This window comes from Pseudomonas sp. 18-147 (assembly GCF_051048045.1).
Taxonomy (GTDB): domain Bacteria; phylum Pseudomonadota; class Gammaproteobacteria; order Pseudomonadales; family Pseudomonadaceae; genus Pseudomonas; species Pseudomonas aeruginosa.
Genome location: NZ_CP182296.1, coordinates 6,483,083 through 6,504,906, shown reverse-complemented (window position 1 = coordinate 6,504,906; position 21,824 = coordinate 6,483,083). Strand labels below are relative to the sequence as shown.

Below are 21,824 nucleotides of genomic sequence, written 5' to 3'. Positions count from 1 at the left end.
GGTCATTCCTCCAGAATATGACTGCTGAACGCGTTGCGGAGCTGGTCGATGCCCTCCAGGCGTTCGTCGAGCGGCGCGCCCATGCGCGCCACCAGGGTCGCTACCAGTGCCTCGACCTGGGCCATGGCCGGCACCAGCGAGTCGAAGGGCGAGGCGGATTCCACTGGCGAACTGACGATCAGGTCGGCGTGTTCGCGCAGCGGCGAGGCGTAGATGTCGGTGAACAGCACCAGCCGTGTGCCGCGTGCCTTGGCGGCTTGGGCCACGTGCTGGGCCTGGCTCTGGTAGCGGCGATAGTCGAACAGGACCAGCAGGTCCTGGCGGCCGAGGTCGTAGAGCTGGTCGGGGAGCAGGGCGCCGTCGTCGAGCAATCGGCACTGCGGGCGCAGCAGGCGCAGATGGGTGACCAGGTAGCCGGCGAGGAAACGGCTGAAGCGTCCGCCGTGGCAGTGCACGCGCAGGCGGCTGTCGAGCAGCCAGTCGGCGAGGCGCTGGATGTCATCGGGGCGGGTCAGGCCGAGTGTCTGTTGCAGGCTCTGGCCAGCCTGGTCGAGGTAGCGCGCCCAGGTGTCGTCGCGGCCCATCCGCTCGCGGCGTTCGGCGAGCAGGGTGCGCGGCGAGCGCAGGCGGTCGTCGACGTCGGCCAGCAGCGCTTCCTGGAAGTCGCCGTAGCCGGCGAAGCCGAGCTTTTTCACCAGGCGCATGATCGTCGGGTCGCTGACTCCGGCGTGCCGGGCCAGGCGCGTCATCGGACCGAGGCCGAGGCGCGGGTAGTCATCGAGCAGGGCACGCACCACCTTGCGCTCCGCGGGCGTCAGTTCGGCGGGCGGGGAGGCCAGGCGTTGTTTTAGTTCTTGCATGGGGCATCCTCGAAGGTGGGTCGATTGTGTAGTGAATTTTTCAGATTGTTCAATATGTGACGGAATGTTTTTTTCACTACATTTCCCGCAAACGGCCGAATGACCTCTGTCGTGGCACGGCAGGCAGACGTACGGCCGGGACGGAAACGAAAAAGCCCGGTCGAAGACCGGGCTTTTTCCAGGGGCGGTTACGCGGCTTGGCTCAGAACGCCGGTACCACCGCGCCTTTGTATTTCTCCTGGATGAACTGCTTGACCTCGGCGCTGTGCAGGGCCTTGGCCAGCTTCTGCATGGCGTCGCTGTCCTTGTTGTCCGGCCGCGCGACGAGGATGTTCACGTAGGGCGAGTCGCTGCCTTCGATGGCCAGCGCATCCTTGGTCGGGTTCAGCTTGGCTTCCAGGGCGTAGTTGGTATTGATCAGCGCCATGTCGACCTGGGTCAGCACGCGCGGCAGGGTCGCGGCTTCCAGTTCGCGGATCTTGATGTTCTTCGGATTGTCGACGATGTCCTTCGGCGTGGCGGTGATGCTCTTGTTGTCCTTGAGCTTGATCACCCCGGCCTTGTCCAGCAGGAGCAGGGCGCGGCCGCCGTTGGTGGCGTCGTTGGGAATCACCACGGTAGCGCCGGAAGGCAGTTCGTCGAGCTTCTTGTACTTGCTCGAGTAGGCGCCCAGCGGCTCGATGTGTACGCCGGTCACGGCGACCAGGTCGGTGCCCTTGGCCTTGTTGAACTCATCGAGGTACGGCTGGTGCTGGAAGAAGTTGGCGTCCAGGCGCTTTTCCGAGACCTGCACGTTCGGCTGCACGTAGTCGGTGAACTCCTTGATCTTCAGGTCCACGCCTTCCTTGGCCAGCAGCGGCTTGACCACGTTGAGGATCTCCGCGTGCGGCACCGGGGTGGCCGCGACGGTGAGGGACTCGGCGGCCTGGGCGGCGGTGAGGCCGAGCGCCGCGACAGCGGAGAAAGCAGCAAGCAGTTTTTTCATCTTCAACTCCTTTCGAGGTGTTCCTGGCGGCTGTGGATAACCGCGGCGCTCAGGGTTTTGGGCTTGGCCGGCAAGCTTACTTGCGCGAGAAGTGCACCACCAGCTTGTCGCCCACGGTTTGCAGAATCTGGACGAGGATCAGCAGCATCACCACCGTGACCACCATCACGTCGGTCTGGAAGCGCTGATAGCCGAAGCGGATCGCCAGGTCGCCCAGCCCGCCGGCGCCGACCACTCCGGCCATCGCGGTGTACGAGACCAGGGTGATGGCGGTGACGGTGATGGCGGCGATGATGCCCGGCCGGGCTTCCGGCAGCAGGGCGTTCCAGATGATCTGCCGGGTGCTGGCGCCCATCGCCTGGGTTGCCTCGATGATGCCCTTGTCGACCTCGCGCAGCGCGGTTTCCACCAGGCGCGCGAAGAACGGCGTGGCACCCACCACCAGCGGCGGGATGGCCCCGGCGACGCCCAGCGAGGTACCGGTGATCAGTACGGTCAGCGGGATCATCACGATCAGCAGGATGATGAACGGCAACGAACGGAGGATGTTCACCACTAGCGAGAGCAGGGTGTAGACCGCCTTCTGCTCGAACATCTGCCGTGGCCCGGTAAGGAACAGCAGGACGCCGAGGGGCAGGCCGAGGACCACCGTGAATAGCAGCGAACCGCCGAGCATCCAGAAGGTGTCGACGCTGGCCAGCCAGATTTCGTACCAGTCGATGTTGGCGAAGCTCATGGTTTCGAAGAAGTCCATCAGCGCAGTACCTCCACATGTACGTCAGCGGCGTTCAACTGGCTCATGGCGGCTTCCAGGTCACCGCCGACCAGGGCCAGGGTCAGCTGGCCGTAGGGCGTGTCCTTGATGCGGTCGATGCGTCCGGAAAGGATGCTGTAGTCGACCCCGGTCTGCCGCGCCACGGTGCCCAGCAGCGGCGCATAGGTGGCTTCGCCGCGGAAGGTCAGGCGCAGGATGAGACCCGGCACGTGGGCGAAATCGTCGTGGCGCTCGTCCTCGTCGACCCGTTCGGCCTCGAACACGAAGCGGCGGGTGGTCGGGTGCTGCGGATGGAGGAAGACATCGGCGACATCGCCCTGCTCGACGATGGCGCCGCCGTCCATGACCGCGACCTGGTCGCAGACACGGCGAATCACGTCCATCTCGTGGGTGATGAGGACGATGGTCAGCTTCAGCTCGCGATTGATTTCCGCCAGCAGTTGCAGGACCGAGGCGGTGGTCTGCGGATCGAGGGCGCTGGTGGCCTCGTCGCAGAGCAGGATGCTCGGCCGGCAGGCCAGGGCGCGAGCGATGCCGACGCGCTGTTTCTGTCCGCCGGAGAGCTGGGCCGGATACTTGCGCGCGTGGTCGGACAGGCCGACCCGCGCGAGCAGCTCGGAGACCCGCGCATCGACTTCGGCACGGCTGAAGCCGCCGGCCAGGCGCAGGGGCATGGCGATGTTGTCGGCGACGGTCTTCGAGGACAGCAGGTTGAAGTGCTGGAAGATCATCCCGACGCGCTGGCGGAAACGGCGCAGGCCTTCGGCGTCGAGGGCGGTGACGTCTTCGCCCTCGACCAGGATGCGGCCGCCGCTGGGCTCCTCGAGGCGGTTGATCAGGCGCAGCAGGGTGCTCTTGCCGGCACCGGAATGGCCGATCAGGCCGAAAATCTGCCCGGCCTGGATGTTCAGGCGGGTCGGTTGCAAGGCGGGGATTTCCCGACCGGCAACTCGATAGGTCTTGTGGACGTCGTGGAATTCGATCACTGGGCGAACCTTGTGGGTGCGGCGATGCTGTTACGGCTGGAGCACGGGCTTGGCGGGAAGCATGGGCGGTCAGCTAAACCGAGCATTTTACCTTGCTTTCTTATGCATTATTAATATTTATTGGTGATGAAAAATCATTGAAATGGAATAAGCGTCTGGTGCGCTCCCGACAAGCGCTTTCTGCTGCGGCCGGGGCAGGACCGGTCTCAATTCCGGGGGGTAAGTATCAATCGGGTTGGCTTGTCGGCCTGTACGACATGGCTGAGATGCAGGTCGAAATCGGGTGAGAGCTTCTTCACCCGCGCCAGGAGCTGGTCGGAAACCAGCGGATAGTCGCTGTCCCGGCGCACTTCGATATGCACCCTGCAACGGTAGGCGACGACATCCGCGGCCACCGCGTCGAGCACCGCACCGAGGCCGCCCTGGCCGGTGCCGTCGAGCATCGGCAGGGGCACGGCGCTGCTGGCCGCTTGCGGATCGATCAGGTGGGGAGCGCCGGGTAGCGGCTTCAGCTCGCCGCCGGGCGGCGTCTGGATGATCTGCTGCATCTGCTGCTGGGCCGCCTGCTGCATGCGTCGGGCCTGCTCGGCGCGGGCGGGATCGACCTTGGCGCGGTTGATCGCACCGTCCAGCCCGGCGGTCAGCGCCGGCGCTTTGGGCATCAGTCCGCGGGCATGGCCGAGGGCGCTGGTGGCGGTGTTGAGGTCTCCTTGACGCAGCGCGGTTTCCCCGCGCTGCATGTAGGCCTCGGCCAACTGGCGGCGGAACGCTTCGACTCGCTCGTCGCCGGCGGCTGCGCTGCGCAGGGCCAGCCATTGTTGCTCGGCCTGTTCGAGCTTGCCGGCGGCCAGGGTTTGCTGCAGTTCGGCGTAGGGATCGGCGGGCTGCGCCTGGGGCGCGACCACCGGCGTCGGTTGCGACGACGCATTGCCCTGGCAGGCGCTGACCAGCAGCGCCGCCGCCAGGACGGACAGCAGGCGAAAGAAGGACGACATCATTCCTGCGGGTTCTCGTTTGGTCAAAAAATCGCCAGATTCTACACCGTGCGGCGGGGCAGGACAAAACTCAGCAGGAACAGGCCGGCGGCGCTGACCACGATCGAGGGGCCGGCGGGGGTATCCTTGAACCAGGACAGGGCCAGGCCGGCGCACACCGCGACCAGTCCCAGCAGGCTGGCGCCGACCGCCATCTGCTCGGGACTGCGGGCATGGCGCTGGGCGGCGGCGGCGGGAATGATCAGCAGCGAGGTGATCAGCAGTACGCCGACGATCTTCATCGCCACGGCGATGACGATGGCGATCAGCAACATCAGCGCCAGGCGGATCGCTCCGACCGGCAGGCCTTCCACCTTCGCCAGTTCCTCGTGCACGGTGATCGCCAGCAGCGGCCGCCAGAGGAAGCAGATCAGTGCCAGGACCAGCGCGCTGCCGGCGATTATCCACAGCAGGTCGCTGGCGCTTACCGCCAGCAGATCGCCGAACAGGTAAGCCATCAGGTCGACCCGCACTTCCTTCATGAAGCTCAGGGTGACCAGGCCCAGCGACAGGGTGCTGTGGGCGAGGATGCCCAGCAGGGTGTCGGCGGCCAGCGGCTGGCGCTGCTGCAGGGTCACCAGCAGCACTGCGAGCAGCACGCAGCCGACGGTCACAGCCAGGGTCGGGCTGACATCGAGGAGGAAACCCAGGGCTACCCCGAGCAGTGCGGCGTGGGACAGGGTATCGCCGAAATAGGCCATCCGCCGCCAGACCACGAAGGAGCCCAGGGGGCCAGCCACCAGGGCCAGGGCGAGGCCGGCGAGGAGGGCGTTGAGCAGGAAGTCAGCCATGGTTGCAGTCGGGGCCGTGCTTGTGGACAGGAGTGAAGCGGGTGCCTGGAGGCAAGGCGCCGGGACCGGCCTTGACCACCTCGCCGTGGAGGTCGTGGGCGTGGTCGTGATGGTGGTGGTAGATCGCCAGGCTGCGAGCGTCCTGGCCGAACAGCTCGACGAAGGCCGGGTCGCCGCTGACCTGCTCGGGGTGCCCTGAGCAGCAGACATGGCGGTTCAGGCAGACCACCTGGTCGGTGGCGCTCATCACCAGGTGCAGGTCGTGGGAGACCATCAGCACACCGCAGCCGTAGCGGTCGCGCAGTTTGCCGATGAGGCGGTAGAGTTCGGCCTGGCCGGCGACGTCGACGCCCTGCACCGGCTCGTCGAGCACCAGTAGCTCGGGCTTGCGCAGCAGAGCGCGGGCCAGCAGCACGCGTTGCAGTTCGCCACCGGAAATGCTTTGCAGCGGGCGCTCCAGCACGTGCGCCGCGCCGACCTCGCGCAACGCCGCCAGCGCCTGCTCGCGCCTGACCCCGGGTACCAGGCGGAGGAAGCGCAGTACGCTGAGCGGCAGGGTGGCGTCGACGTGGAGTTTCTGCGGCATGTAGCCGATGGTCAGCCGCGGCCGTCGCCAGACCTCGCCGACGTGCGGCTTGAGCAGGCCGAGCACGCTGCGTACCAGGGTGGTCTTGCCGGCGCCGTTGGGGCCGATCAGGGTGACGATCTGGCCGGGCTCGATGGCCAGGTCGACATCGCTCAGCACCGCCTGGCCGTTGAAGGACACGCCGACCTGGGTCAGCCGCACCAGCGCGTTGTCCATCAGGCGTCCTTCTGGTCCCGGCAGGTGCCGCAGAGGCCGACCACCTCGACGGTCTGGCTTTCAACGGCGAAGCCGACGCTGTTCGCTCCGGCGACGATGGCCCGGCTGATATCCGGCTGTTCCAGCTCGATCGCGGTGTGGCAGGTGCGGCAGATGAGGAACTGGCCCTGGTGGCTGTGCTCCGGGTTGTTGCAGCCGACGAACGCGTTGAGCGAGGCGATGCGGTGCACCAGGCCGTTCTCCTGGAGGAAGTCCAGCGCGCGGTAGACGGTCGGCGGCGCGGCGCGGCGGCCGTCGGTTTCGCTGAGCACCGCGAGGATATCGTAGGCCCCCAGCGGCTTGTGGCTCTGCCAGACCAGCTCCAGCACGCGCCGCCGCAATTCGGTCAGGCGTACGCCCTGGCGCGCGCACAGCGCATCGGCCTCGGCCAGCGCGGTGCTGACGCACTGGCTGTGGTCATGGGGCTGGCAGGCCAGCGGGGTCTTGGGCGCAATCTTGTACATGGGCTGCGACGCTCGAGGGTAGAGACGTTATTATATTACCCGCTAACCACCTTTCATGTGAGTGCCGCCGTGACCCTGCGTCCCTTTGCCCTGCTGTCCGCCTGCTTCGCCCTGTTCCTGCTGGCTTCGCCGGCGCGCGCCGAGGTCAGCGTGCTGACCAGCATCAAACCGCTGCAACTGGTCGCCGCGGCCATCCAGGACGGCGTCGGCCAGCCGGACGTACTGCTGCCGCCGGGCGCCTCGCCGCACCAGTACGCCCTGCGTCCTTCCGACGTACGGCGGCTGCGCGAGGTGCAATTGTTCTACTGGATCGGCCCGGACCTGGAGAACTTCCTGCCCAAGGTGCTCGCCGGCCGCCAGGGCGCCAGCGTCGCGGTGCAGGACCTGCCGGGCATGCACCTGCGCAAGTTCGTCAATTTCGAGGAAGAGGAGCATGCCGGGCACGACGAGCACGACCATGACCATCGTCCCGGCATGCTCGACGCCCACCTCTGGCTGTTGCCGGCCAACGCCCGCACCATCGCCGCGCGGATGGCCGAGGACCTGGCCCAGGTCGACCCGGCCAACGGCGGGCGCTACCGGGCCAACCTGAAGGCCTTCGAGGAGCGCCTCGGCGGGCTCGACGGCAAACTCCGCGAACGCCTGGGCAAGCTTGCCGGCAAGCCTTTCTTCGTCTTCCATGAAGCCTTCGACTATTTCGAGGAAGCCTACGGATTGCGCCATACCGGCGTGTTCGCGGTATCCGCGGAGGTCCAGCCGGGAGCACGCCATGTCGCCGCCATGCGCGCCCAGCTGAAGGCCGCCGGTCCGGCCTGCATCTTCAGCGAGCCGCCGCTTCGACCGCGGCTGGCCGACACCCTCAGCGAAGGCCTGCCGGTGCGCCTGGCCGAACTGGACGACCTGGGCGTGAACGTGAGCGTGGACGCCAACGGCTATGAGAATCTTCTGAACAACCTGGCAGGCGAATTTGCCGGCTGTCTGGAAAAGCTCTGAAAACCCGTGACCGATGGCCGCGCCCTCTTGCGCGCGGCGTCCCGATGACTAAGGTTGTCTGTTGCTGCCTGACACAAGATATTGATTCCCGTCAGGTACGGATAACTAGATGTTGCGTACGGTGGCCGGCTTCGGACGCCCCAACAACCATCGGGAGGTTAATCAGCGGATGGCCAAGACAGACGCACGCAGTCCCCGCACCGAACGCGGGACCATCGCCCTGCAGGACGCGTCGCAGGATATCTGGGACAAGAAGTACCGGCTCAAGAGCAAGGACGGTACGCCGGTGGATGCCAGCGTCGACGGTACCTGGCAACGCGTCGCCCGCGCCCTTGCCGATGTCGAGGAAAAGGCCTCCCGCGAACACTGGTACGGGCGCTTCCTCTGGGCCCTGCGCAACGGTGCCATCCCGGCCGGCCGGATCATCTCCAACGCCGGCGCCCTGGGGCACAAGCCGGCCACCTCGACTATCAACTGCACCGTGTCCGGAACCATCCAGGACTCCATGGACAACATCCTCGAGAAAGTCCACGAGGCCGGCCTGACGCTCAAGGCCGGCTGCGGCATCGGCTATGAGTTCAGCACCCTGCGCCCGCGCGGCGCCTACGTTTCCGGTGCCGGTGCCTACACCAGCGGGCCGCTGTCGTTCATGGACATCTACGACAAGATGTGCTTCACCGTCAGCTCCGCCGGCGGCCGCCGCGGCGCGCAGATGGGCACCTTCGATGTCAGCCACCCGGACGTCCGCGAATTCATCCGCGCCAAGCGCGAGGACGGGCGCTTGCGCCAGTTCAACCTGAGCCTGCTGATCACCGACCAGTTCATGCAGGCGGTGGAACAGGACGCCGACTGGCCGCTGGTATTCCCGGTGCACGTGAAGGAGCGCGACGAGATCGACCTCGACGACCCCAACGCGGTGGTCTGGCGCGAATGGCCGATCCAGGACGACTACGTCCAGCGCGCCGACGGGCTGGTCGCCTGCAAGGTCTACGGCCAGGTCCGCGCCCGCCACCTGTGGGACATGATCATGGTCTCCACCTACGACTATGCGGAGCCGGGCTTCATCCTCATCGACCGGGTCAACGAACTGAACAACAACTGGTGGTGCGAGGCGATCCGCGCCACCAACCCCTGCGGCGAGCAGCCTCTGCCGCCGTACGGCTCGTGTCTGCTCGGCTCGGTCAACCTCACCTGCTTCGTCGAGCAGCCATTTGGCGACGAGGCGCGCTTCGACTGGGACCGTTTCCGCGAAGTGGTGCGGGTGTTTACCCGGATGCTCGACAACGTGGTGGAAATCAACGGCCTGCCGCTGGAACAGCAACGCCAGGAAATCCTTGGCAAGCGCCGGCATGGCATGGGCTTCCTCGGCCTGGGCTCGACCCTGACCCTGCTCAAGCTGCGCTACGGCAGTCCCGAGGCCTGCGTATTCACCGAGGAAGTGGCGCGGGAAATGGCCCTGGTGGGCTGGGAAGTGGCCCTGGAGCTGGCCAGGGAGAAGGGCCCGGCGCCGATCCTGGCGCAGGACTACGAAGTCACTGCGGAAATGCTTCGCAAGCGTCCGGAAATGGCCGCCGATGGCTATAAGGCCGGCGACCGCATCCGCGGCAGCGTGCTTCACGCCAAGTATTCCCGCTACATGCAGCGGGTCGCCGAACATGCTCCGGAACTGATCGAGGCGTTGGCTGAAACCGGCGCGCGCTTCACCCACCACAGCTCCATCGCGCCGACCGGGACCATCAGCCTGAGCCTGGCCAACAATGCCTCCAACGGTATCGAGCCGAGCTTCGCCCACCATTATTCGCGCAACCTTATCCGCGAAGGCCGCAAGACCAAGGAAAAGGTCGAGGTCTACAGCTACGAGCTGCTGGCCTACCGGACCCTGGTCAACGCCCAGGCCCTGCCGGACAGCGACGACCCGGCGCGACGCCTGCCGGACTACTTCATCACCGCCGACAGCGTCACCCCGGCGCAGCACGTGGACATCCAGGCGGCGGCGCAGAAGTGGGTCGATTCGTCGATCTCCAAGACCGCCAACGTGCCCACCGACTACCCGTTCGAGGACTTCAAGGACATCTACCGCTACGCCTGGCACCAGGGACTCAAGGGCTGCACCACCTTCCGCTTCAATCCCGAGGCGTTCCAGGGCGTGCTGGTCAAGGAGTCCGACCTGGAGAAGACCCGCTACCGCTTCGAACTGGAGGACGGCAGCGTGGTGGAGTTCAAGGGCAACGAGCAGGTCGAGTACGACGGTGAGATCCATACCGCCGCCAACCTCTTCGACGCCTTGAAAGAAGGCTATTACGGCAAGTACTGAGGCCGGGGGAATCGATATGTCAGCAGTCAAGATCACGCAGAAGATCAAGGGCTTCAAGGTCGTCAACGAAGCCGAGGAGCAGGCCCTTGCCGCCGCCGCGGAAGCCGCGTCGGTGGTGCAGATGGACGAGACCCTGGAGCGCCCGGATACCCTGATCGGCGCCACCTACAAGATCAAGTCGCCGCTGTTCGAGCACGCGCTCTACGTGACCATCAACGACATGGTCCTCAATGCGGGCACGGCGCACGAGCAGCGGCGTCCCTTCGAGATCTTCATCAACTCGAAGAACATGGATCATTTCCAGTGGATCGTCGCACTTACCCGCATCATGTCCGCGGTTTTCCGCAAGGGCGGCGACTGTACCTTCCTTGTCGAGGAACTCAAGGCGGTATTCGACCCGCGCGGGGGCTACCTGAAGAAAGGCGGCATCTACATGCCTTCCATCGTCGCCGAGATCGGCGGCGTGCTGGAGCGCCACCTGACGGCCATCGGCTTGTTGCGTGGCCCTGAACTGGACGAGGAACAGCGCCTTTTCCTCGCGGAAAAACGCGCCGCCTACGAGGCCGCCCAGGGCACCAGCAAGGTCGAGCCGGGCGAAGGCTTCCCCGCCGGCGCGCAACTGTGCGGCAAGTGCAACAGCATGGCGGTGGTACAGATGGACGGCTGCGCCACCTGCCTCAACTGCGGACACTCGAAATGTGGGTGAGCACTTGAAAAACGCATGCGTTTTTCAATGCGAACGACCGGCCAGGATGGCCGGGCTGGGGGTGGGCTGAACGACGAAGCCTCGACAGGATGTCAGCTCGGCCTTACCCAAGACGCCGAACCGCATGCGTTTTTCAATGCGAACGACCGGCCAGGATGGCCGGGCCGGGGGTGGGCTGAACGACGAGGCCTCGACAGGATGTCGGCTCGGCCTCACCCAAGACGCCGAACCGCATGCGTTTTGAAGGGCGAACGACCGGCCAGGATGGCCGGGCCGGGGTGGGCTGAACGACGAAGCCTCGACAGGATGTCGGCTCGGCTTCACCCCAGACGCCAAACCGCATGCGTTTTGAAGGGCGAACGACCGGCCAGGATGGCCGGGCCGGGGGTGGGCTGAACGACGAAGCCTCGACAGGATGTCGGCTCGGCCTCACTCCGAGACGCCGAACCGCATGGTTTTTGAAGGGCGAACGGCCGCAGGACGGCCGTGCTCCTGTGGTTCCTGCCTACAACGCAAACGGCAAATGAATCTCCACGTTCTGCCGTTGCGCCAGGCGTATCTCGAACTCCGCCGGATCATGGATCAGCACGTCCTGTCCGGCGAACGCCTCGGCGGCGATCAGTCGCGACAGCCAGAAGCGCACGCAGGCGACCCGCAGCATGCTCGGCCAGTGCTCGGCTTCCAGCGCGGTGAACGGCCGGCGGTTGGCGTAGGCGGCGAGCAGGGCGCGGGCGCGGGCCGGGTCCAGGCTGCCGTCGGTATTGGAGCACCAGTCGTTCAGGGTGATCGCCAGGTCGTAGAGCATCCAGCCGGAGCAGGCGTTGTAGAAGTCGATCAGGCCGGCCAGGTGCGGGCCGTCGAACAGCACGTTGTCGCGGAACAGGTCGGCATGCAGGTTGGCGCGCGGCAGCGCTGGACGCTCGGCATCCAGCGCGGCGATCTCCGCCAGGGCCGGGGCGAGCAGGGCGCGGGCCTGTTCCGGTAGTCGCGGGGCGAGGTTGGCACCTTGTTCCAGCATCCAGGGCAGGCCACGGTCGCTCGGGCGTTCGAGGATGCGCCCGCGGGTGGCGGCGTGAAGGTGGCCGAGCAGATCGCCCACTTCCTGGCAGTGGTGGGCGTTCGGCTGCCGCTCGTGGCGGCCGGCCAGGCGCGGTTGCAGCAGCGCCGGCTTGCCTTCGAGACGGCGCAGGGCCTCGCCGTCGCGGGTGCGCAGGGCGTAGGGCACCGGCAGGCCGTCCTCGTGGAGCACGTCGAGCAGTTCGATGAAGAACGGCAGGTCCTGCACCGGGCCGCGCTCGACCAGGGTCAGGACGAACTCGCCGTGTTCCAGGCTGACGAAGAAGTTGCTGTTCTCGGAGCCTTCGGCGATGCCACGGAAATCCCGCAGGCGGCCCAGGTCGTAGGGGGCGAGGAAGGCTTCCAGGGTCGAGCGTTCGAGTGGGGTGAACACCGACATGTCAGCGCGGCCTCGCCAGGTTGGAAATGCACATCACCAGCTGAAGATCTCCCATTGTGGAATCAGCTTGTCCGGCTGGTCGGAGCGAATGAAGTTGCCATCGCTGCCGTCGGCGCGGACCAGGAAATAGGGTTTGCCATGCTTGGGAACCACCTTGATGGCGTAGAGGAAGCCATTCACGCGGTATTCCTGGATGGTCTTGTCGCCCTCCTGGCGGATGGTTACGTCGGGCTCGCCGGAGGGCGCGTCGTCGTCCGCCGCCATCGCGACGAGCGGGGCGAACGCCAGCAGTCCGGCGAGCATCAAGCGGTTCAGCGTACGCATGGTAACCTTGCTCCTTTATCGAATCGTCCAGGGTTCATTCTACACGCCCTGGTCTCCGGAAAAGGTTGATTCCCCTCATGAGCCAAGCGCCCCTCGTCCTGGTGGACGGTTCCTCGTACCTGTATCGCGCCTTCCATGCCCTGCCGCCGCTGACCACCTCGACCGGCAAGCCCACCGGTGCGGTGAAGGGCGTGCTGAACATGCTCCTGAGCCTGCGCAAGCAGTACCCGGACAGCCCGTTCGCGGTGGTCTTCGACGCCAAGGGCCCGACCTTCCGCGACGAGCTGTTCGCCGAGTACAAGGCCAACCGGCCGTCGATGCCCGACGACCTGCGGGTCCAGGTCGAGCCGCTGCATGCCAGCGTCCGCGCCCTCGGCCTGCCGCTGCTGTGCGTGGAGGGGGTCGAGGCCGACGACGTGATCGGCACCCTGGCGCGCAGCAGCGCCGCGGCTGACCGCCCGGTGGTGATTTCCACCGGCGACAAGGACATGGCGCAACTGGTCGACGGGCACATTACGCTGGTCAACACCATGACCGGTAGCCGCCTCGACGTGGATGGCGTGAAAGAGAAATTCGGCGTCGGTCCTGAGCTGATCATCGATTTCCTCGCCCTGATGGGCGACAAGGTCGACAACATCCCCGGCGTTCCGGGTGTCGGCGAGAAAACCGCGCTGGGCCTGCTGACCGGTGTCGGTGGCGGCCTGGAGGTGCTCTACGCCAGCCTGGACAAGGTGCCCGAGCTACCGATCCGCGGCGCCAAGGGCTTGCCGGCGAAGCTCGAGGAAAATCGCGAGCAGGCGTTCCTGTCCTATCAACTGGCGACCATCAAGACCGACGTCGAACTGGACGTGGAGATCGACAAGCTGTATCCCGGCGAGCCGCAGCGCGAAGCGCTGATCGCCCTGTACCGCGAGCTGGAGTTCAAGAACTGGCTGGACGACCTCCTGCGCGAGGCCAAGGAGGCCGGCGAGAACGGCGAGGCGGAAACGCCTATCCAGGCCGAGGTCGACTACGACGTGGTGCTCGACCAGGCCGGATTCGACGCCTGGCTGAAGAAGCTGGAGGAGGCCGAGCTGATCGCCTTCGATACCGAGACCACCAGCATCGACGCCCAGCAGGCGCAGGTGGTGGGGGTGTCCTTCGCCGTGAAGGAGGGCGAGGCCGCCTACGTGCCGCTGGCCCACAGCTACATGGGCGTTCCGGAGCAACTGGACCGTGACGCGGTGCTGCGTGCGTTGAAACCGCTGCTGGAGGATCCGAAGAAGCTCAAGGTCGGCCAGCATGCCAAGTACGACATCAATGTCCTGGCCAATGCCAGCACCCCCATCGCGCTGCGGGGCGTAGCCTACGACACCATGCTCGAGTCCTATGTGCTGGACTCCACCGCCACTCGCCACGACATGGACAGCCTGGCCCTGAAGTACCTCGGCCACAGCACCATCCGTTTCGAGGACATCGCCGGCAAGGGCGCCAAGCAACTGACCTTCGACCAGATCGCCATCGAACAGGCCGGGCCCTATGCGGCGGAGGACGCCGACGTGACCCTGCGCCTGCACCAGGCCCTGTGGCAGAAGCTGGAGGCGATCCCGTCCCTGGCCAGGGTCCTGACCGACATCGAGATGCCGCTGGTACCGGTGCTGGCGCGGATCGAGCGCAACGGCGCGCTGGTCGACGCCAACCTGCTGGGCATCCAGAGCCGCGAACTGGGCGAGAAGATGGTCGCCCTGGAGCGCCAGGCATACGACCTGGCTGGGCAGGAATTCAACCTCGGTTCGCCCAAGCAGCTCGGCGCGATCCTCTACGACAAGCTCGGCCTGCCGGTTCTGAGCAAGACCGCGACCGGCCAGCCGTCCACCGCCGAGGCAGTGCTCGCCGAACTGGCCGAGCAGGACTTCGAGCTGCCCAAGGTGATCATGCAGTACCGCTCCATGAGCAAGCTCAAGAGCACCTACACCGACCGCCTGCCCGAGCAGATCAACCCGCGTACCGGACGCATCCATACCTCATACCACCAGGCGGTGGCGGCTACCGGGCGGCTGTCGTCGAGCGACCCGAACCTGCAGAACATCCCGATCCGTACCGCGGAGGGCCGGCGCATCCGCCAGGCGTTCGTCGCGCCGCAGGGCTACAAGCTATTGGCCGCGGACTACTCGCAGATCGAGCTGCGGATCATGGCCCACCTGGCCAAGGACGATGGCCTGCTGGATGCCTTCCGCCACGACCTGGACGTACACCGCGCCACCGCGGCGGAAGTCTTCGGCGTGCCGCTGGAAGACGTCAGCGGCGACCAGCGACGCAGCGCCAAGGCGATCAACTTCGGATTGATCTACGGCATGAGCGCCTTCGGCCTGGCCAAGCAGATCGGCGTCGAGCGCAAGGAGGCCCAGGCCTACATCGACCGTTACTTCGCCCGCTACCCCGGCGTCCTGGCGTACATGGAACGGACCCGCGCCCAGGCCGCGGAGCAGGGCTTCGTCGAAACCCTGTTCGGCCGTCGCCTGTACCTGCCGGAGATCCATTCGAAGAACGGCGCCATGCGCAAGGCCGCCGAGCGCACCGCGATCAACGCGCCGATGCAGGGCACCGCGGCGGACATCATGAAGCGCGCCATGGTCGCTGTGGATAACTGGCTGCAGGAAAGCGGCCTCGATGCCCGGGTGATCCTCCAGGTGCACGACGAACTGGTGCTGGAAGTGCGCGAGGAGCTGGTCGAGCAGGTGTGCGAGGGAATCCGCCCGCTGATGAGCGGAGCGGCGACCCTGGACGTACCGCTGGTGGTCGAGGCGGGTGTCGGTTCGAACTGGGACGAAGCCCACTGATGAACGGTTGCGAGGCCCGTGTGGCGGGCCTTGCGAGCAGGTCCGGAGTGCCCGGTGAGGGTGCCGTGGAAAAGTTTTTCGCGGTGCGCTGAACTTTCCCGTTTTGCCGACAGTCAGAACACACGAATGGCTTCTTGAGCCCTTCGATGCTCCTTTGCAGTGTTTAGTGTTGGCAGATTCCTGGACCCCGCCCTAGCGGTCCGGACTTGAACCCCGAACTTCCCCCTCCCCATACGAAGCTCGGGGTTTTTTTTGCCTGGAATTCAGGCTTCCTCGAACGCCTCTTGTTCCTCGTCCAGCAGGCCCAGCCATTGCGCCAGGACCATTTGCGCCTCGTCGACGCCCTGGCGCTTGGGCGCGGAGAACAGTTGCAGGGTGGCGACGTCGCCCCAGCCTTGCTGGACTTCCCGGCGTACCTTGAGCAGGGCGTTCTTGGCCGCGCCGAAGGCCAGCTTGTCGGCCTTGGTCATCAGTACATGGATCGGTAGCTGGCTGGCCTGGGCCCAATCCAGCATCAGTCGGTCGAAGTCGGTGAGCGGGTGGCGGATGTCCATCATCAGGAACACCCCGGCCAGGCTTGCGCGGCTGCTCAGGTAGGCTTCCAGGTGGCGCTGCCAGTGCTGCTTCAGGGGGATCGGCACCTTCGCGTAGCCGTAGCCGGGCAGGTCCACCAGGCGCCGCGAGTCGTCCAGGACGAAGAAATTGAGCAGTTGGGTACGTCCCGGGGTTTTCGAGGTGCGCGCCAGGTTGGCGTGAGTGAGGGTGTTCAGCGCGCTCGACTTGCCGGCATTGGAGCGCCCGGCGAAAGCGACTTCCAGGCCTTCGTCGGGGGGGCACTGGTCGACCTGGGCGGCACTGATGAGAAAGCTGGCCTTCTGGCACAGGCCGACGATGGGGTTCTTCTCTGACATGGGTTATCCACAGGGGTGCGACTCGGTGTCGCGGGGGGCTGTTTCGTTTCCGTTTCGGTATCGGAAGTATATAATGCCGCGGATTTTGTGTGCGCTTTATCCCCCAGGGTCGAGCGCGCGCGGGAACGGACAGAGCATTTTCCGCGCGGTAGAACGCGGGCGTTCCCCCTGATGAGGACGATCATGAAGAAACTGCTGCTCGCAGCGACAGTCGTTGCGGTGGCCGTTACGGCGCAGGCGGCGCAGGACCCGGAAGCAGTGTTCAACCGGACCTGTGGCGCGTGTCACGACGGCCAGCTGCCGATGGCGCCGAAAAAGGGCGACCATGCCGCCTGGGAGCCGCGGCTGGCCAAGGGCATGCCGACCCTGGTCCAGCATGTGACCAACGGATTCAACGCCATGCCGCCCCGCGGCCTGTGCACCGACTGCAGTGCCGAAGACTACCAGGCAACCATCCAGTGGATGGTGAAGAAGTAGCCGAAGCCCACTATCTTTCACCCTTAGCCGTAATTGGATTAGCTGATGAACAAACTTCTCGTGAGTCTGCTGTTGACCCTGGGTCTGACCGGCCTTGCCCATGCCGCTGGCGATGCCGCCGCGGGCCAGGCGAAAGCCGCGGTGTGCGGCGCCTGTCACGGTGCGGATGGCAACAGCCCGGCGCCGAACTTCCCGAAACTGGCCGGCCAGGGCGAGCGTTACCTGCTCAAGCAGATGCATGACATCAAGGACGGCAAGCGTACCGTGCTGGAAATGACCGGGCTGCTGACCAACCTCAGCGACCAGGACCTGGCCGACATCGCCGCCTACTTCGCCAGCCAGAAGATGAGCGTCGGCATGGCCGATCCGAACCTGGTGGCCCAGGGCGAAGCGCTGTTCCGCGGCGGCAAGATCGCCGAAGGCATGCCGGCCTGCACCGGTTGCCATTCCCCGAGCGGCGTCGGCATCGCAACCGCCGGTTTCCCGCACCTGGGCGGCCAGCACGCGACCTACGTGGCCAAGCAGCTGACCGACTTCCGCGAAGGCACCCGCACCAACGACGGCGACACCAAGATCATGCAGTCCATCGCCGCCAAGCTGTCGAACAAGGACATCGCCGCGATTTCCAGCTACATCCAGGGTCTGCACTGATCGCTGCGTAGCACGGCAAAAAAGATGTATGAAAAAGGGTGGCCTCGGCTGCCCTTTTTTGCGTCCGCCATCGCTACAATGCTGGAACCCGTGACCGCTCCCCCCGGTCGAACTGACCGGGCCGAACCCGGCCGGAGAGCGGCACTGACCTCGCCTAGGAGTGAACGATGCGTAACCTGATTCTCACCGCCATGCTGGCCATGGCCAGCCTGTTCGGCATGGCCGCCCAGGCCGACGACTATACCGCCGGCAAGGAATACGTCGAGCTGAGCAGCCCGGTGCCGGTGTCCCAGCCGGGCAAGATCGAAGTGGTGGAACTGTTCTGGTATGGCTGCCCGCATTGCTACGCGTTCGAGCCGACCATCGTGCCGTGGAGCGAGAAGCTGCCGGCAGATGTCCATTTCGTGCGCCTGCCTGCCCTGTTCGGCGGTATCTGGAACGTCCATGGGCAGATGTTCCTGACCCTGGAAAGCATGGGTGTCGAGCATGACGTACACAACGCCGTGTTCGAGGCGATCCACAAGGAGCACAAGAAGCTCGCCACTCCGGAAGAAATGGCCGATTTCCTCGCCGGCAAGGGCGTGGACAAGGAAAAATTCCTGAGCACCTATAATTCCTTTGCCATCAAGGGCCAGATGGAAAAGGCCAAGAAGCTGGCGATGGCCTACCAGGTCACCGGCGTACCGACCATGGTGGTCAATGGCAAATACCGCTTCGACATCGGCTCCGCCGGTGGTCCGGAGGAAACCCTCAAGCTGGCCGACTACCTGATCGAGAAAGAGCGCGCAGCGGCCAAGAAGTAGGCAAGGTGATTCGGCATGTTGCGCCGCTGGCAGCGTGAACCTCGGGTCGCAGGCAGCTGCGACCCGCGAGTGAACCCCTCCTGTGACGATTCGCGGGAGCTGCCCGACGACGGCCGCCTGCGCCTTCTCAGCTTCAACATCCAGGTCGGTATCAGCACCGAGCGCTACCGCCACTACCTGACCCGCGGTTGGCAGCACCTGCTGCCCCACGCGGGGCGGGCGACCAACCTGAAGCGGATCGGCGAACTGCTCGCCGACTACGACCTCGTCGCCCTCCAGGAAGCCGACGGCGGCAGCCTGCGTTCCGGCTACGTCAATCAGGTCGAGCACTTGGCCCAGTTGGGGGCGTTCCCCTACTGGTACCAGCAGCTCAACCGCAACCTCGGGCGTATCGCCCAGCACAGCAACGGCCTGCTCAGCCGCTGGCGGCCGACCCTGCTGGAAGATCATCCGTTGCCCGGTCCGCCGGGACGCGGCGCGATCTTCGTGCGCTTTGGCGAAGGCGCCGACGCGCTGGTGGTAGTGATGATGCATCTCGCTCTCGGCGCTCGCACCCGCACCCGCCAGCTCGCCTATATCCGCGAGCTGATCGGCGACTACCGCCACCAGGTGCTGATGGGCGACATGAACACCCACGCCGTCGATCTTCTGGAAAACTCGCCCCTGCGCGACCTCGGCCTGATGGCGCCGCAGGTCGAGGCGACGTTTCCCAGCTGGCGGCCGCAGCGCAATCTTGATCATATCCTGCTCAGTTCCGATCTCGCTCTCGAGCGGGTCGACGTGCTCGACCAGCCGATCTCCGACCATCTGCCGGTATCGGTGGAGATTCGCCTGCCGGACAACCTGCGCGACAAGGCCTTGGTCGTGCGCGGGGATGCCGGGAGTCCGCCATGAGTCGCGACGACGTCCAGCGCTGGAAAGACAAGTACCTGGAGAACATCGAGCAGCAGGAGCGCCTGCAACGGCGCTGGGATGCCCGGATCGACCTGCTGCGTCGCGGCCTGGTGCGTAGCAGTCTGGCGGCCGAAGGCAGCGACAAGGCGGTCGACCAGTGCATGAAGGAGCTGCGCGAGATCCTCCGTCGCGACGACATGGACGCCGGCCTGTCGGGCCTGATTCCGCGCCTGGAAAAGGCCGTGCTCGACTCCGAACAGCGCCGCCAGCAACGCACCCAGCAGAACATCGATGCTCTCGGCGAACTGGCCCAGCAGTTGCTGGCCCTGGACCTGCCGCGGGAACTGCGCAAGCCGCTGAAGCAGTTCGCCCGCGATATCGAGGAGCGCGCCCGGCAGTCGCGCGAGATTCCGATCCTGCTCAGCGAGCTGAGCAGGCTGCAACGCCAGGCGCTGGCCGAGCGCAAGGGCGGCGATGCCGAAGACGGTCGCCCGAGCCTGTTGCAACGCCTGTTCGGCGGCAAGGAGTCGGAAACCACCGCGGAGCCGAGCGCATCGGTGCCGTCCGTTGTGGCGGCAAGCAATACACCGATCCAACCGGCGGCGGCCGCGCCGTCCCTGCCGGTCGCCGAGCACGACGAGGCGCCAGGCGGTCCGCCGCAGCCGTTGCCCGCCCGCACGGTCGCCGCCATCGAAAGCGCGCCAGCGGGTTGGGTCGGGGTCGCCGAGCGTGGCGAGCCGAACCAGATCCTGCTGGATGAGCCCCGGGAAATCTGGCTCGACAGCCTGCCGCTACCGGCCGGCCTGAGCTTTAGCGAGACGCTGGAAGAAGCGGGTGCGGAGCCGTCGCCCGCAATGCCGGCGGACGTTGAAAGCGCGCCCGAAGCTCCGGCCACTCCTGTGGATAACCTCGACGGGCAGGCGGTAGACGAGGCCTACGAACTGCCGCCGCCGATACCGGAGCCCGGCTACAGCGCGGTGGCGCCGCACATCGAGGCCAGCCTGCTGCGGCTGCTCGACGGTCTGTCCCTGCCGAGCAGCCACCAGCCCCAGGCCGAGGCGCTGCGGGAGCGGATCGATGGCAGCCTGAACTGGTATGAGCTGGTGCCGGTACTCGACGACCTGGCGGTGCTGGTGCTGTCCCTGGCGGACAGTGGCCAGCGCGACTTCGAGGAATACCTGCGGCAACTCAACGAGCGCCTGGAAAGCTTCCTCGGCCACCTGGGCGACGCCCACGCCGGCTATACCGACGTGCTGGACAACGCGCGCGGCTTCGACCAATCGCTGCGTGAGCAGGTCAGTGGCCTGCAGGCCAGCGTGCAGCAGGCGACCGACCTGAACAGCCTCAAGCTGGCGGTGGACAGCCGGCTGAACGGCCTGCTTGCCTCCATGGACGAACACCAGCGCGAACAGGCCGAGCACGAACAGGAGGTGTCCGGCCGCCTGCAGGCGCTGATGGAGCGGGTCAACAGCATGGAGCAGGATGCCAAGGCGTTCCACAGCCACCTGGAGGACCAGCGACAGAAAGCCCTGACCGATCCGCTGACCGGCCTGCCCAACCGCGCGGCGCTCAGCGAGCGCCTGGAACAGGAAGTGACGCGCCGGCACCGGGACGGCGGCGATCTGCTGCTGGCGGTGCTGGACATCGACCACTTCAAGCGGATCAACGACGACTTCGGCCACCTGGCCGGGGACAAGGTGCTGAAGATCATTGCCGGCGAATTGCGCAAACGGTTGCGGCAGGCCGATTTCATCGCCCGTTTCGGCGGCGAGGAGTTCGTCGTCCTGCTCCCGGCCACGTCCCTGGAAGCCGGCCGGCAACTGCTCGAACGGCTGCGCGCGGCGATCGCCGCCTGTCCGTTCCATTTCAAGGGCGAGCCCCTGAGCATCACCTGTTCCGCCGGCATCACCGCGTTCGAAGGCAACGAGGCCGGCGAAGCGGTTTTCGAGCGTGCCGACCAGGCGCTGTATCGAGCCAAGCGCGCCGGCCGGGACCGCCTGGAAGTGGCCTGAAGGGCGACCAGCGCACATTCCGACGACTCGGGACGGGCTCGCCTGCAGGTGTTGCCGCGGCTCGCTAGAATGGTCCCGCCCGGTAGAATGACCGGCTGTCCCGCTCTGGAAACTCCCATGGATATGTTCGGCGTCGCCGTCCTGATCTTTCTGGTCACCGACCCCTTCGGCAACATCGCCGTGTTCCTCGCCGCGCTGAAAGGCGTCGCACCTGGGCGCCGCCTGCGCGTGGCGTTTCGCGAGCTGGCCTTCGCCCTGGGCCTGCTGCTGCTCTTCCTCACCCTCGGCGAGCACATCCTCAGCGGCCTCGGCCTGTCCCGCGAGGCGACCGGGATCGCGGGTGGCATCATCCTGTTCGTGATCGCCATGCGCCTGATCTTCCCGTCGCCCCAAGGGCTGCTCGGCGAAGTGCCCGACGGCGAGCCGCTGCTGGTACCCCTGGCCACCCCGGCGGTGGCCGGGCCCTCGGCGCTGGCGATGCTGATCACCCTGCGCACCACCTTCGACGGTCCGCTGTGGGAGCTTTACCTGGCGGTGGTGCTGGCCTGGGCCGCTACTGCGCTGATCCTGCTGCAGGCGGCGTTCCTCCAGCGTTTCCTCGGCCCGCGCGGGCTGACCGCCATCGAGCGGCTGGCCGGCATGCTGCTGATCATGCTCAGCGTCGATATGCTGTTGGACAACCTGCGCAGCGTGTTGCACATCGCCGCCTGACCGCGCTGCCCATTTTT

21 protein-coding genes are annotated in these 21,824 nt (G+C 66.0%); 10 read left to right on the top strand and 11 right to left on the bottom strand.

Annotation, left to right across the window (positions count from 1 at the left end; translation table 11 throughout):
• Positions 1–2: 2 nt before the first annotated feature.
• From qapR to zur, 8 genes are all read right to left on the bottom strand, one after another.
• Positions 3–860: a transcriptional repressor QapR gene (gene qapR, locus ACM0M4_RS30650; protein ID WP_003099726.1), complete on the bottom strand. Its 858-nt coding sequence runs from the start codon at positions 858–860 to the stop codon at positions 3–5.
• 202 nt (positions 861–1,062) lie between these two features.
• Positions 1,063–1,845: a MetQ/NlpA family ABC transporter substrate-binding protein gene (locus ACM0M4_RS30645; protein WP_003097007.1), complete on the bottom strand. Its 783-nt coding sequence runs from the start codon at positions 1,843–1,845 to the stop codon at positions 1,063–1,065.
• 76 nt (positions 1,846–1,921) lie between these two features.
• The gene (locus tag ACM0M4_RS30640) at positions 1,922–2,599 is read right to left on the bottom strand and encodes a methionine ABC transporter permease (RefSeq protein ID WP_003097004.1); all 678 of its coding nucleotides are present in this window, start codon (positions 2,597–2,599) and stop codon (positions 1,922–1,924) included.
• On the bottom strand, positions 2,599–3,606 hold the full coding sequence (locus ACM0M4_RS30635; protein WP_003097002.1) for a methionine ABC transporter ATP-binding protein: 1,008 nt from the start codon (positions 3,604–3,606) through the stop codon (positions 2,599–2,601). Before ACM0M4_RS30635 ends, ACM0M4_RS30640 begins: the two co-directional genes overlap by 1 nt.
• Positions 3,607–3,812: 206 nt before the next feature.
• Positions 3,813–4,601: a PA5502 family lipoprotein gene (locus ACM0M4_RS30630; RefSeq protein ID WP_003122325.1), complete on the bottom strand. Its 789-nt coding sequence runs from the start codon at positions 4,599–4,601 to the stop codon at positions 3,813–3,815.
• A 41-nt stretch (positions 4,602–4,642) separates the two neighbouring features.
• Entirely contained in the window at positions 4,643–5,431 is a 789-nt protein-coding gene (znuB, locus tag ACM0M4_RS30625; protein WP_003096998.1) for a zinc ABC transporter permease subunit ZnuB, read from the bottom strand.
• Positions 5,424–6,233 (bottom strand): zinc ABC transporter ATP-binding protein ZnuC, encoded by an 810-nt coding sequence (gene znuC, locus ACM0M4_RS30620; protein WP_003099732.1) that lies wholly within the window; start codon positions 6,231–6,233, stop codon positions 5,424–5,426. Before znuC ends, znuB begins: the two co-directional genes overlap by 8 nt.
• Complete coding sequence (gene zur, locus ACM0M4_RS30615; RefSeq protein ID WP_003096992.1) at positions 6,233–6,736, bottom strand: zinc uptake transcriptional repressor Zur; 504 nt, start codon at positions 6,734–6,736, stop codon at positions 6,233–6,235. The genes znuC and zur overlap by 1 nt, the downstream gene beginning before the upstream one ends.
• A gap of 69 nt (positions 6,737–6,805) precedes the next feature.
• Between zur and ACM0M4_RS30610 the strand changes: the two genes are divergently transcribed.
• The 3 genes from ACM0M4_RS30610 (at position 6,806) to ACM0M4_RS30600 (ending at position 10,749) form a co-directional block, all read left to right on the top strand.
• On the top strand, positions 6,806–7,729 hold the full coding sequence (locus ACM0M4_RS30610; RefSeq protein ID WP_023129368.1) for a zinc ABC transporter substrate-binding protein: 924 nt from the start codon (positions 6,806–6,808) through the stop codon (positions 7,727–7,729).
• 109 nt (positions 7,730–7,838) lie between these two features.
• Positions 7,839–10,043: an adenosylcobalamin-dependent ribonucleoside-diphosphate reductase gene (locus tag ACM0M4_RS30605; RefSeq protein ID WP_003146829.1), complete on the top strand. Its 2,205-nt coding sequence runs from the start codon at positions 7,839–7,841 to the stop codon at positions 10,041–10,043.
• Between the two features lie 16 nt (positions 10,044–10,059).
• Positions 10,060–10,749, top strand: coding sequence for a hypothetical protein (locus tag ACM0M4_RS30600; RefSeq protein WP_003096987.1), 690 nt, complete (start codon positions 10,060–10,062; stop codon positions 10,747–10,749).
• A gap of 505 nt (positions 10,750–11,254) precedes the next feature.
• On the opposite strand, the gene ACM0M4_RS30595 is transcribed toward ACM0M4_RS30600, so the two are convergent.
• Positions 11,255–12,205: a homoserine kinase gene (locus ACM0M4_RS30595; RefSeq protein ID WP_003114124.1), complete on the bottom strand. Its 951-nt coding sequence runs from the start codon at positions 12,203–12,205 to the stop codon at positions 11,255–11,257.
• A 33-nt stretch (positions 12,206–12,238) separates the two neighbouring features.
• Positions 12,239–12,529, bottom strand: coding sequence for a DUF2782 domain-containing protein (locus ACM0M4_RS30590; protein WP_003096984.1), 291 nt, complete (start codon positions 12,527–12,529; stop codon positions 12,239–12,241).
• A 77-nt stretch (positions 12,530–12,606) separates the two neighbouring features.
• Between ACM0M4_RS30590 and polA the strand changes: the two genes are divergently transcribed.
• Complete coding sequence (gene polA, locus ACM0M4_RS30585) at positions 12,607–15,348, top strand: DNA polymerase I (RefSeq protein ID WP_003118455.1); 2,742 nt, start codon at positions 12,607–12,609, stop codon at positions 15,346–15,348.
• A 263-nt stretch (positions 15,349–15,611) separates the two neighbouring features.
• Here polA and yihA read toward each other — a convergent pair whose 3' ends face one another.
• A complete protein-coding gene (yihA, locus tag ACM0M4_RS30580; protein WP_003118456.1) occupies positions 15,612–16,259 on the bottom strand; it encodes a ribosome biogenesis GTP-binding protein YihA/YsxC in 648 nt (215 codons plus the stop codon).
• A 183-nt stretch (positions 16,260–16,442) separates the two neighbouring features.
• On the opposite strand from yihA, the gene ACM0M4_RS30575 reads away from it, so the two are divergent.
• From ACM0M4_RS30575 to ACM0M4_RS30550, 6 genes are all read left to right on the top strand, one after another.
• A complete protein-coding gene (locus ACM0M4_RS30575) occupies positions 16,443–16,736 on the top strand; it encodes a c-type cytochrome (protein ID WP_003096979.1) in 294 nt (97 codons plus the stop codon).
• A gap of 45 nt (positions 16,737–16,781) precedes the next feature.
• The gene (locus tag ACM0M4_RS30570) at positions 16,782–17,387 is read left to right on the top strand and encodes a c-type cytochrome (protein ID WP_003102831.1); all 606 of its coding nucleotides are present in this window, start codon (positions 16,782–16,784) and stop codon (positions 17,385–17,387) included.
• A 167-nt stretch (positions 17,388–17,554) separates the two neighbouring features.
• Complete coding sequence (gene dsbA / locus ACM0M4_RS30565; RefSeq protein ID WP_003096976.1) at positions 17,555–18,190, top strand: thiol:disulfide interchange protein DsbA; 636 nt, start codon at positions 17,555–17,557, stop codon at positions 18,188–18,190.
• 15 nt (positions 18,191–18,205) lie between these two features.
• Positions 18,206–19,084 (top strand): endonuclease/exonuclease/phosphatase family protein, encoded by an 879-nt coding sequence (locus tag ACM0M4_RS30560; RefSeq protein ID WP_003096975.1) that lies wholly within the window; start codon positions 18,206–18,208, stop codon positions 19,082–19,084.
• Positions 19,081–21,096 carry a diguanylate cyclase DgcP gene (gene dgcP, locus ACM0M4_RS30555; protein WP_017148697.1) on the top strand — a complete coding sequence of 672 codons (2,016 nt, stop codon included), beginning with the start codon at positions 19,081–19,083 and terminating at the stop codon, positions 21,094–21,096. Before ACM0M4_RS30560 ends, dgcP begins: the two co-directional genes overlap by 4 nt.
• 117 nt (positions 21,097–21,213) lie before the next feature.
• A complete protein-coding gene (locus tag ACM0M4_RS30550) occupies positions 21,214–21,807 on the top strand; it encodes a MarC family protein (RefSeq protein ID WP_003102836.1) in 594 nt (197 codons plus the stop codon).
• Positions 21,808–21,824: the final 17 nt, after the last annotated feature.

What these genes read in the sequence shown, in the direction of transcription:
- qapR (WP_003099726.1), bottom strand. Translation starts at nt 860, where the DNA reads ATGCAAGAACTAAAACAACGCCTGGCCTCCCCGCCCGCCGAACTGACG.
- ACM0M4_RS30645 (WP_003097007.1), bottom strand. Translation starts at nt 1,845, where the DNA reads ATGAAAAAACTGCTTGCTGCTTTCTCCGCTGTCGCGGCGCTCGGCCTC.
- ACM0M4_RS30640 (WP_003097004.1), bottom strand. Translation starts at nt 2,599, where the DNA reads ATGGACTTCTTCGAAACCATGAGCTTCGCCAACATCGACTGGTACGAA.
- ACM0M4_RS30630 (WP_003122325.1), bottom strand. Translation starts at nt 4,601, where the DNA reads ATGTCGTCCTTCTTTCGCCTGCTGTCCGTCCTGGCGGCGGCGCTGCTG.
- znuB (WP_003096998.1), bottom strand. Translation starts at nt 5,431, where the DNA reads ATGGCTGACTTCCTGCTCAACGCCCTCCTCGCCGGCCTCGCCCTGGCC.
- znuC (WP_003099732.1), bottom strand. Translation starts at nt 6,233, where the DNA reads ATGGACAACGCGCTGGTGCGGCTGACCCAGGTCGGCGTGTCCTTCAAC.
- zur (WP_003096992.1), bottom strand. Translation starts at nt 6,736, where the DNA reads ATGTACAAGATTGCGCCCAAGACCCCGCTGGCCTGCCAGCCCCATGAC.
- ACM0M4_RS30605 (WP_003146829.1), top strand. Translation starts at nt 7,839, where the DNA reads ATGTTGCGTACGGTGGCCGGCTTCGGACGCCCCAACAACCATCGGGAG.
- ACM0M4_RS30600 (WP_003096987.1), top strand. Translation starts at nt 10,060, where the DNA reads ATGTCAGCAGTCAAGATCACGCAGAAGATCAAGGGCTTCAAGGTCGTC.
- ACM0M4_RS30595 (WP_003114124.1), bottom strand. Translation starts at nt 12,205, where the DNA reads ATGTCGGTGTTCACCCCACTCGAACGCTCGACCCTGGAAGCCTTCCTC.
- ACM0M4_RS30590 (WP_003096984.1), bottom strand. Translation starts at nt 12,529, where the DNA reads ATGCGTACGCTGAACCGCTTGATGCTCGCCGGACTGCTGGCGTTCGCC.
- polA (WP_003118455.1), top strand. Translation starts at nt 12,607, where the DNA reads ATGAGCCAAGCGCCCCTCGTCCTGGTGGACGGTTCCTCGTACCTGTAT.
- yihA (WP_003118456.1), bottom strand. Translation starts at nt 16,259, where the DNA reads ATGTCAGAGAAGAACCCCATCGTCGGCCTGTGCCAGAAGGCCAGCTTT.
- ACM0M4_RS30575 (WP_003096979.1), top strand. Translation starts at nt 16,443, where the DNA reads ATGAAGAAACTGCTGCTCGCAGCGACAGTCGTTGCGGTGGCCGTTACG.
- ACM0M4_RS30570 (WP_003102831.1), top strand. Translation starts at nt 16,782, where the DNA reads ATGAACAAACTTCTCGTGAGTCTGCTGTTGACCCTGGGTCTGACCGGC.
- dsbA (WP_003096976.1), top strand. Translation starts at nt 17,555, where the DNA reads ATGCGTAACCTGATTCTCACCGCCATGCTGGCCATGGCCAGCCTGTTC.
- ACM0M4_RS30560 (WP_003096975.1), top strand. Translation starts at nt 18,206, where the DNA reads ATGTTGCGCCGCTGGCAGCGTGAACCTCGGGTCGCAGGCAGCTGCGAC.
- dgcP (WP_017148697.1), top strand. Translation starts at nt 19,081, where the DNA reads ATGAGTCGCGACGACGTCCAGCGCTGGAAAGACAAGTACCTGGAGAAC.
- ACM0M4_RS30550 (WP_003102836.1), top strand. Translation starts at nt 21,214, where the DNA reads ATGGATATGTTCGGCGTCGCCGTCCTGATCTTTCTGGTCACCGACCCC.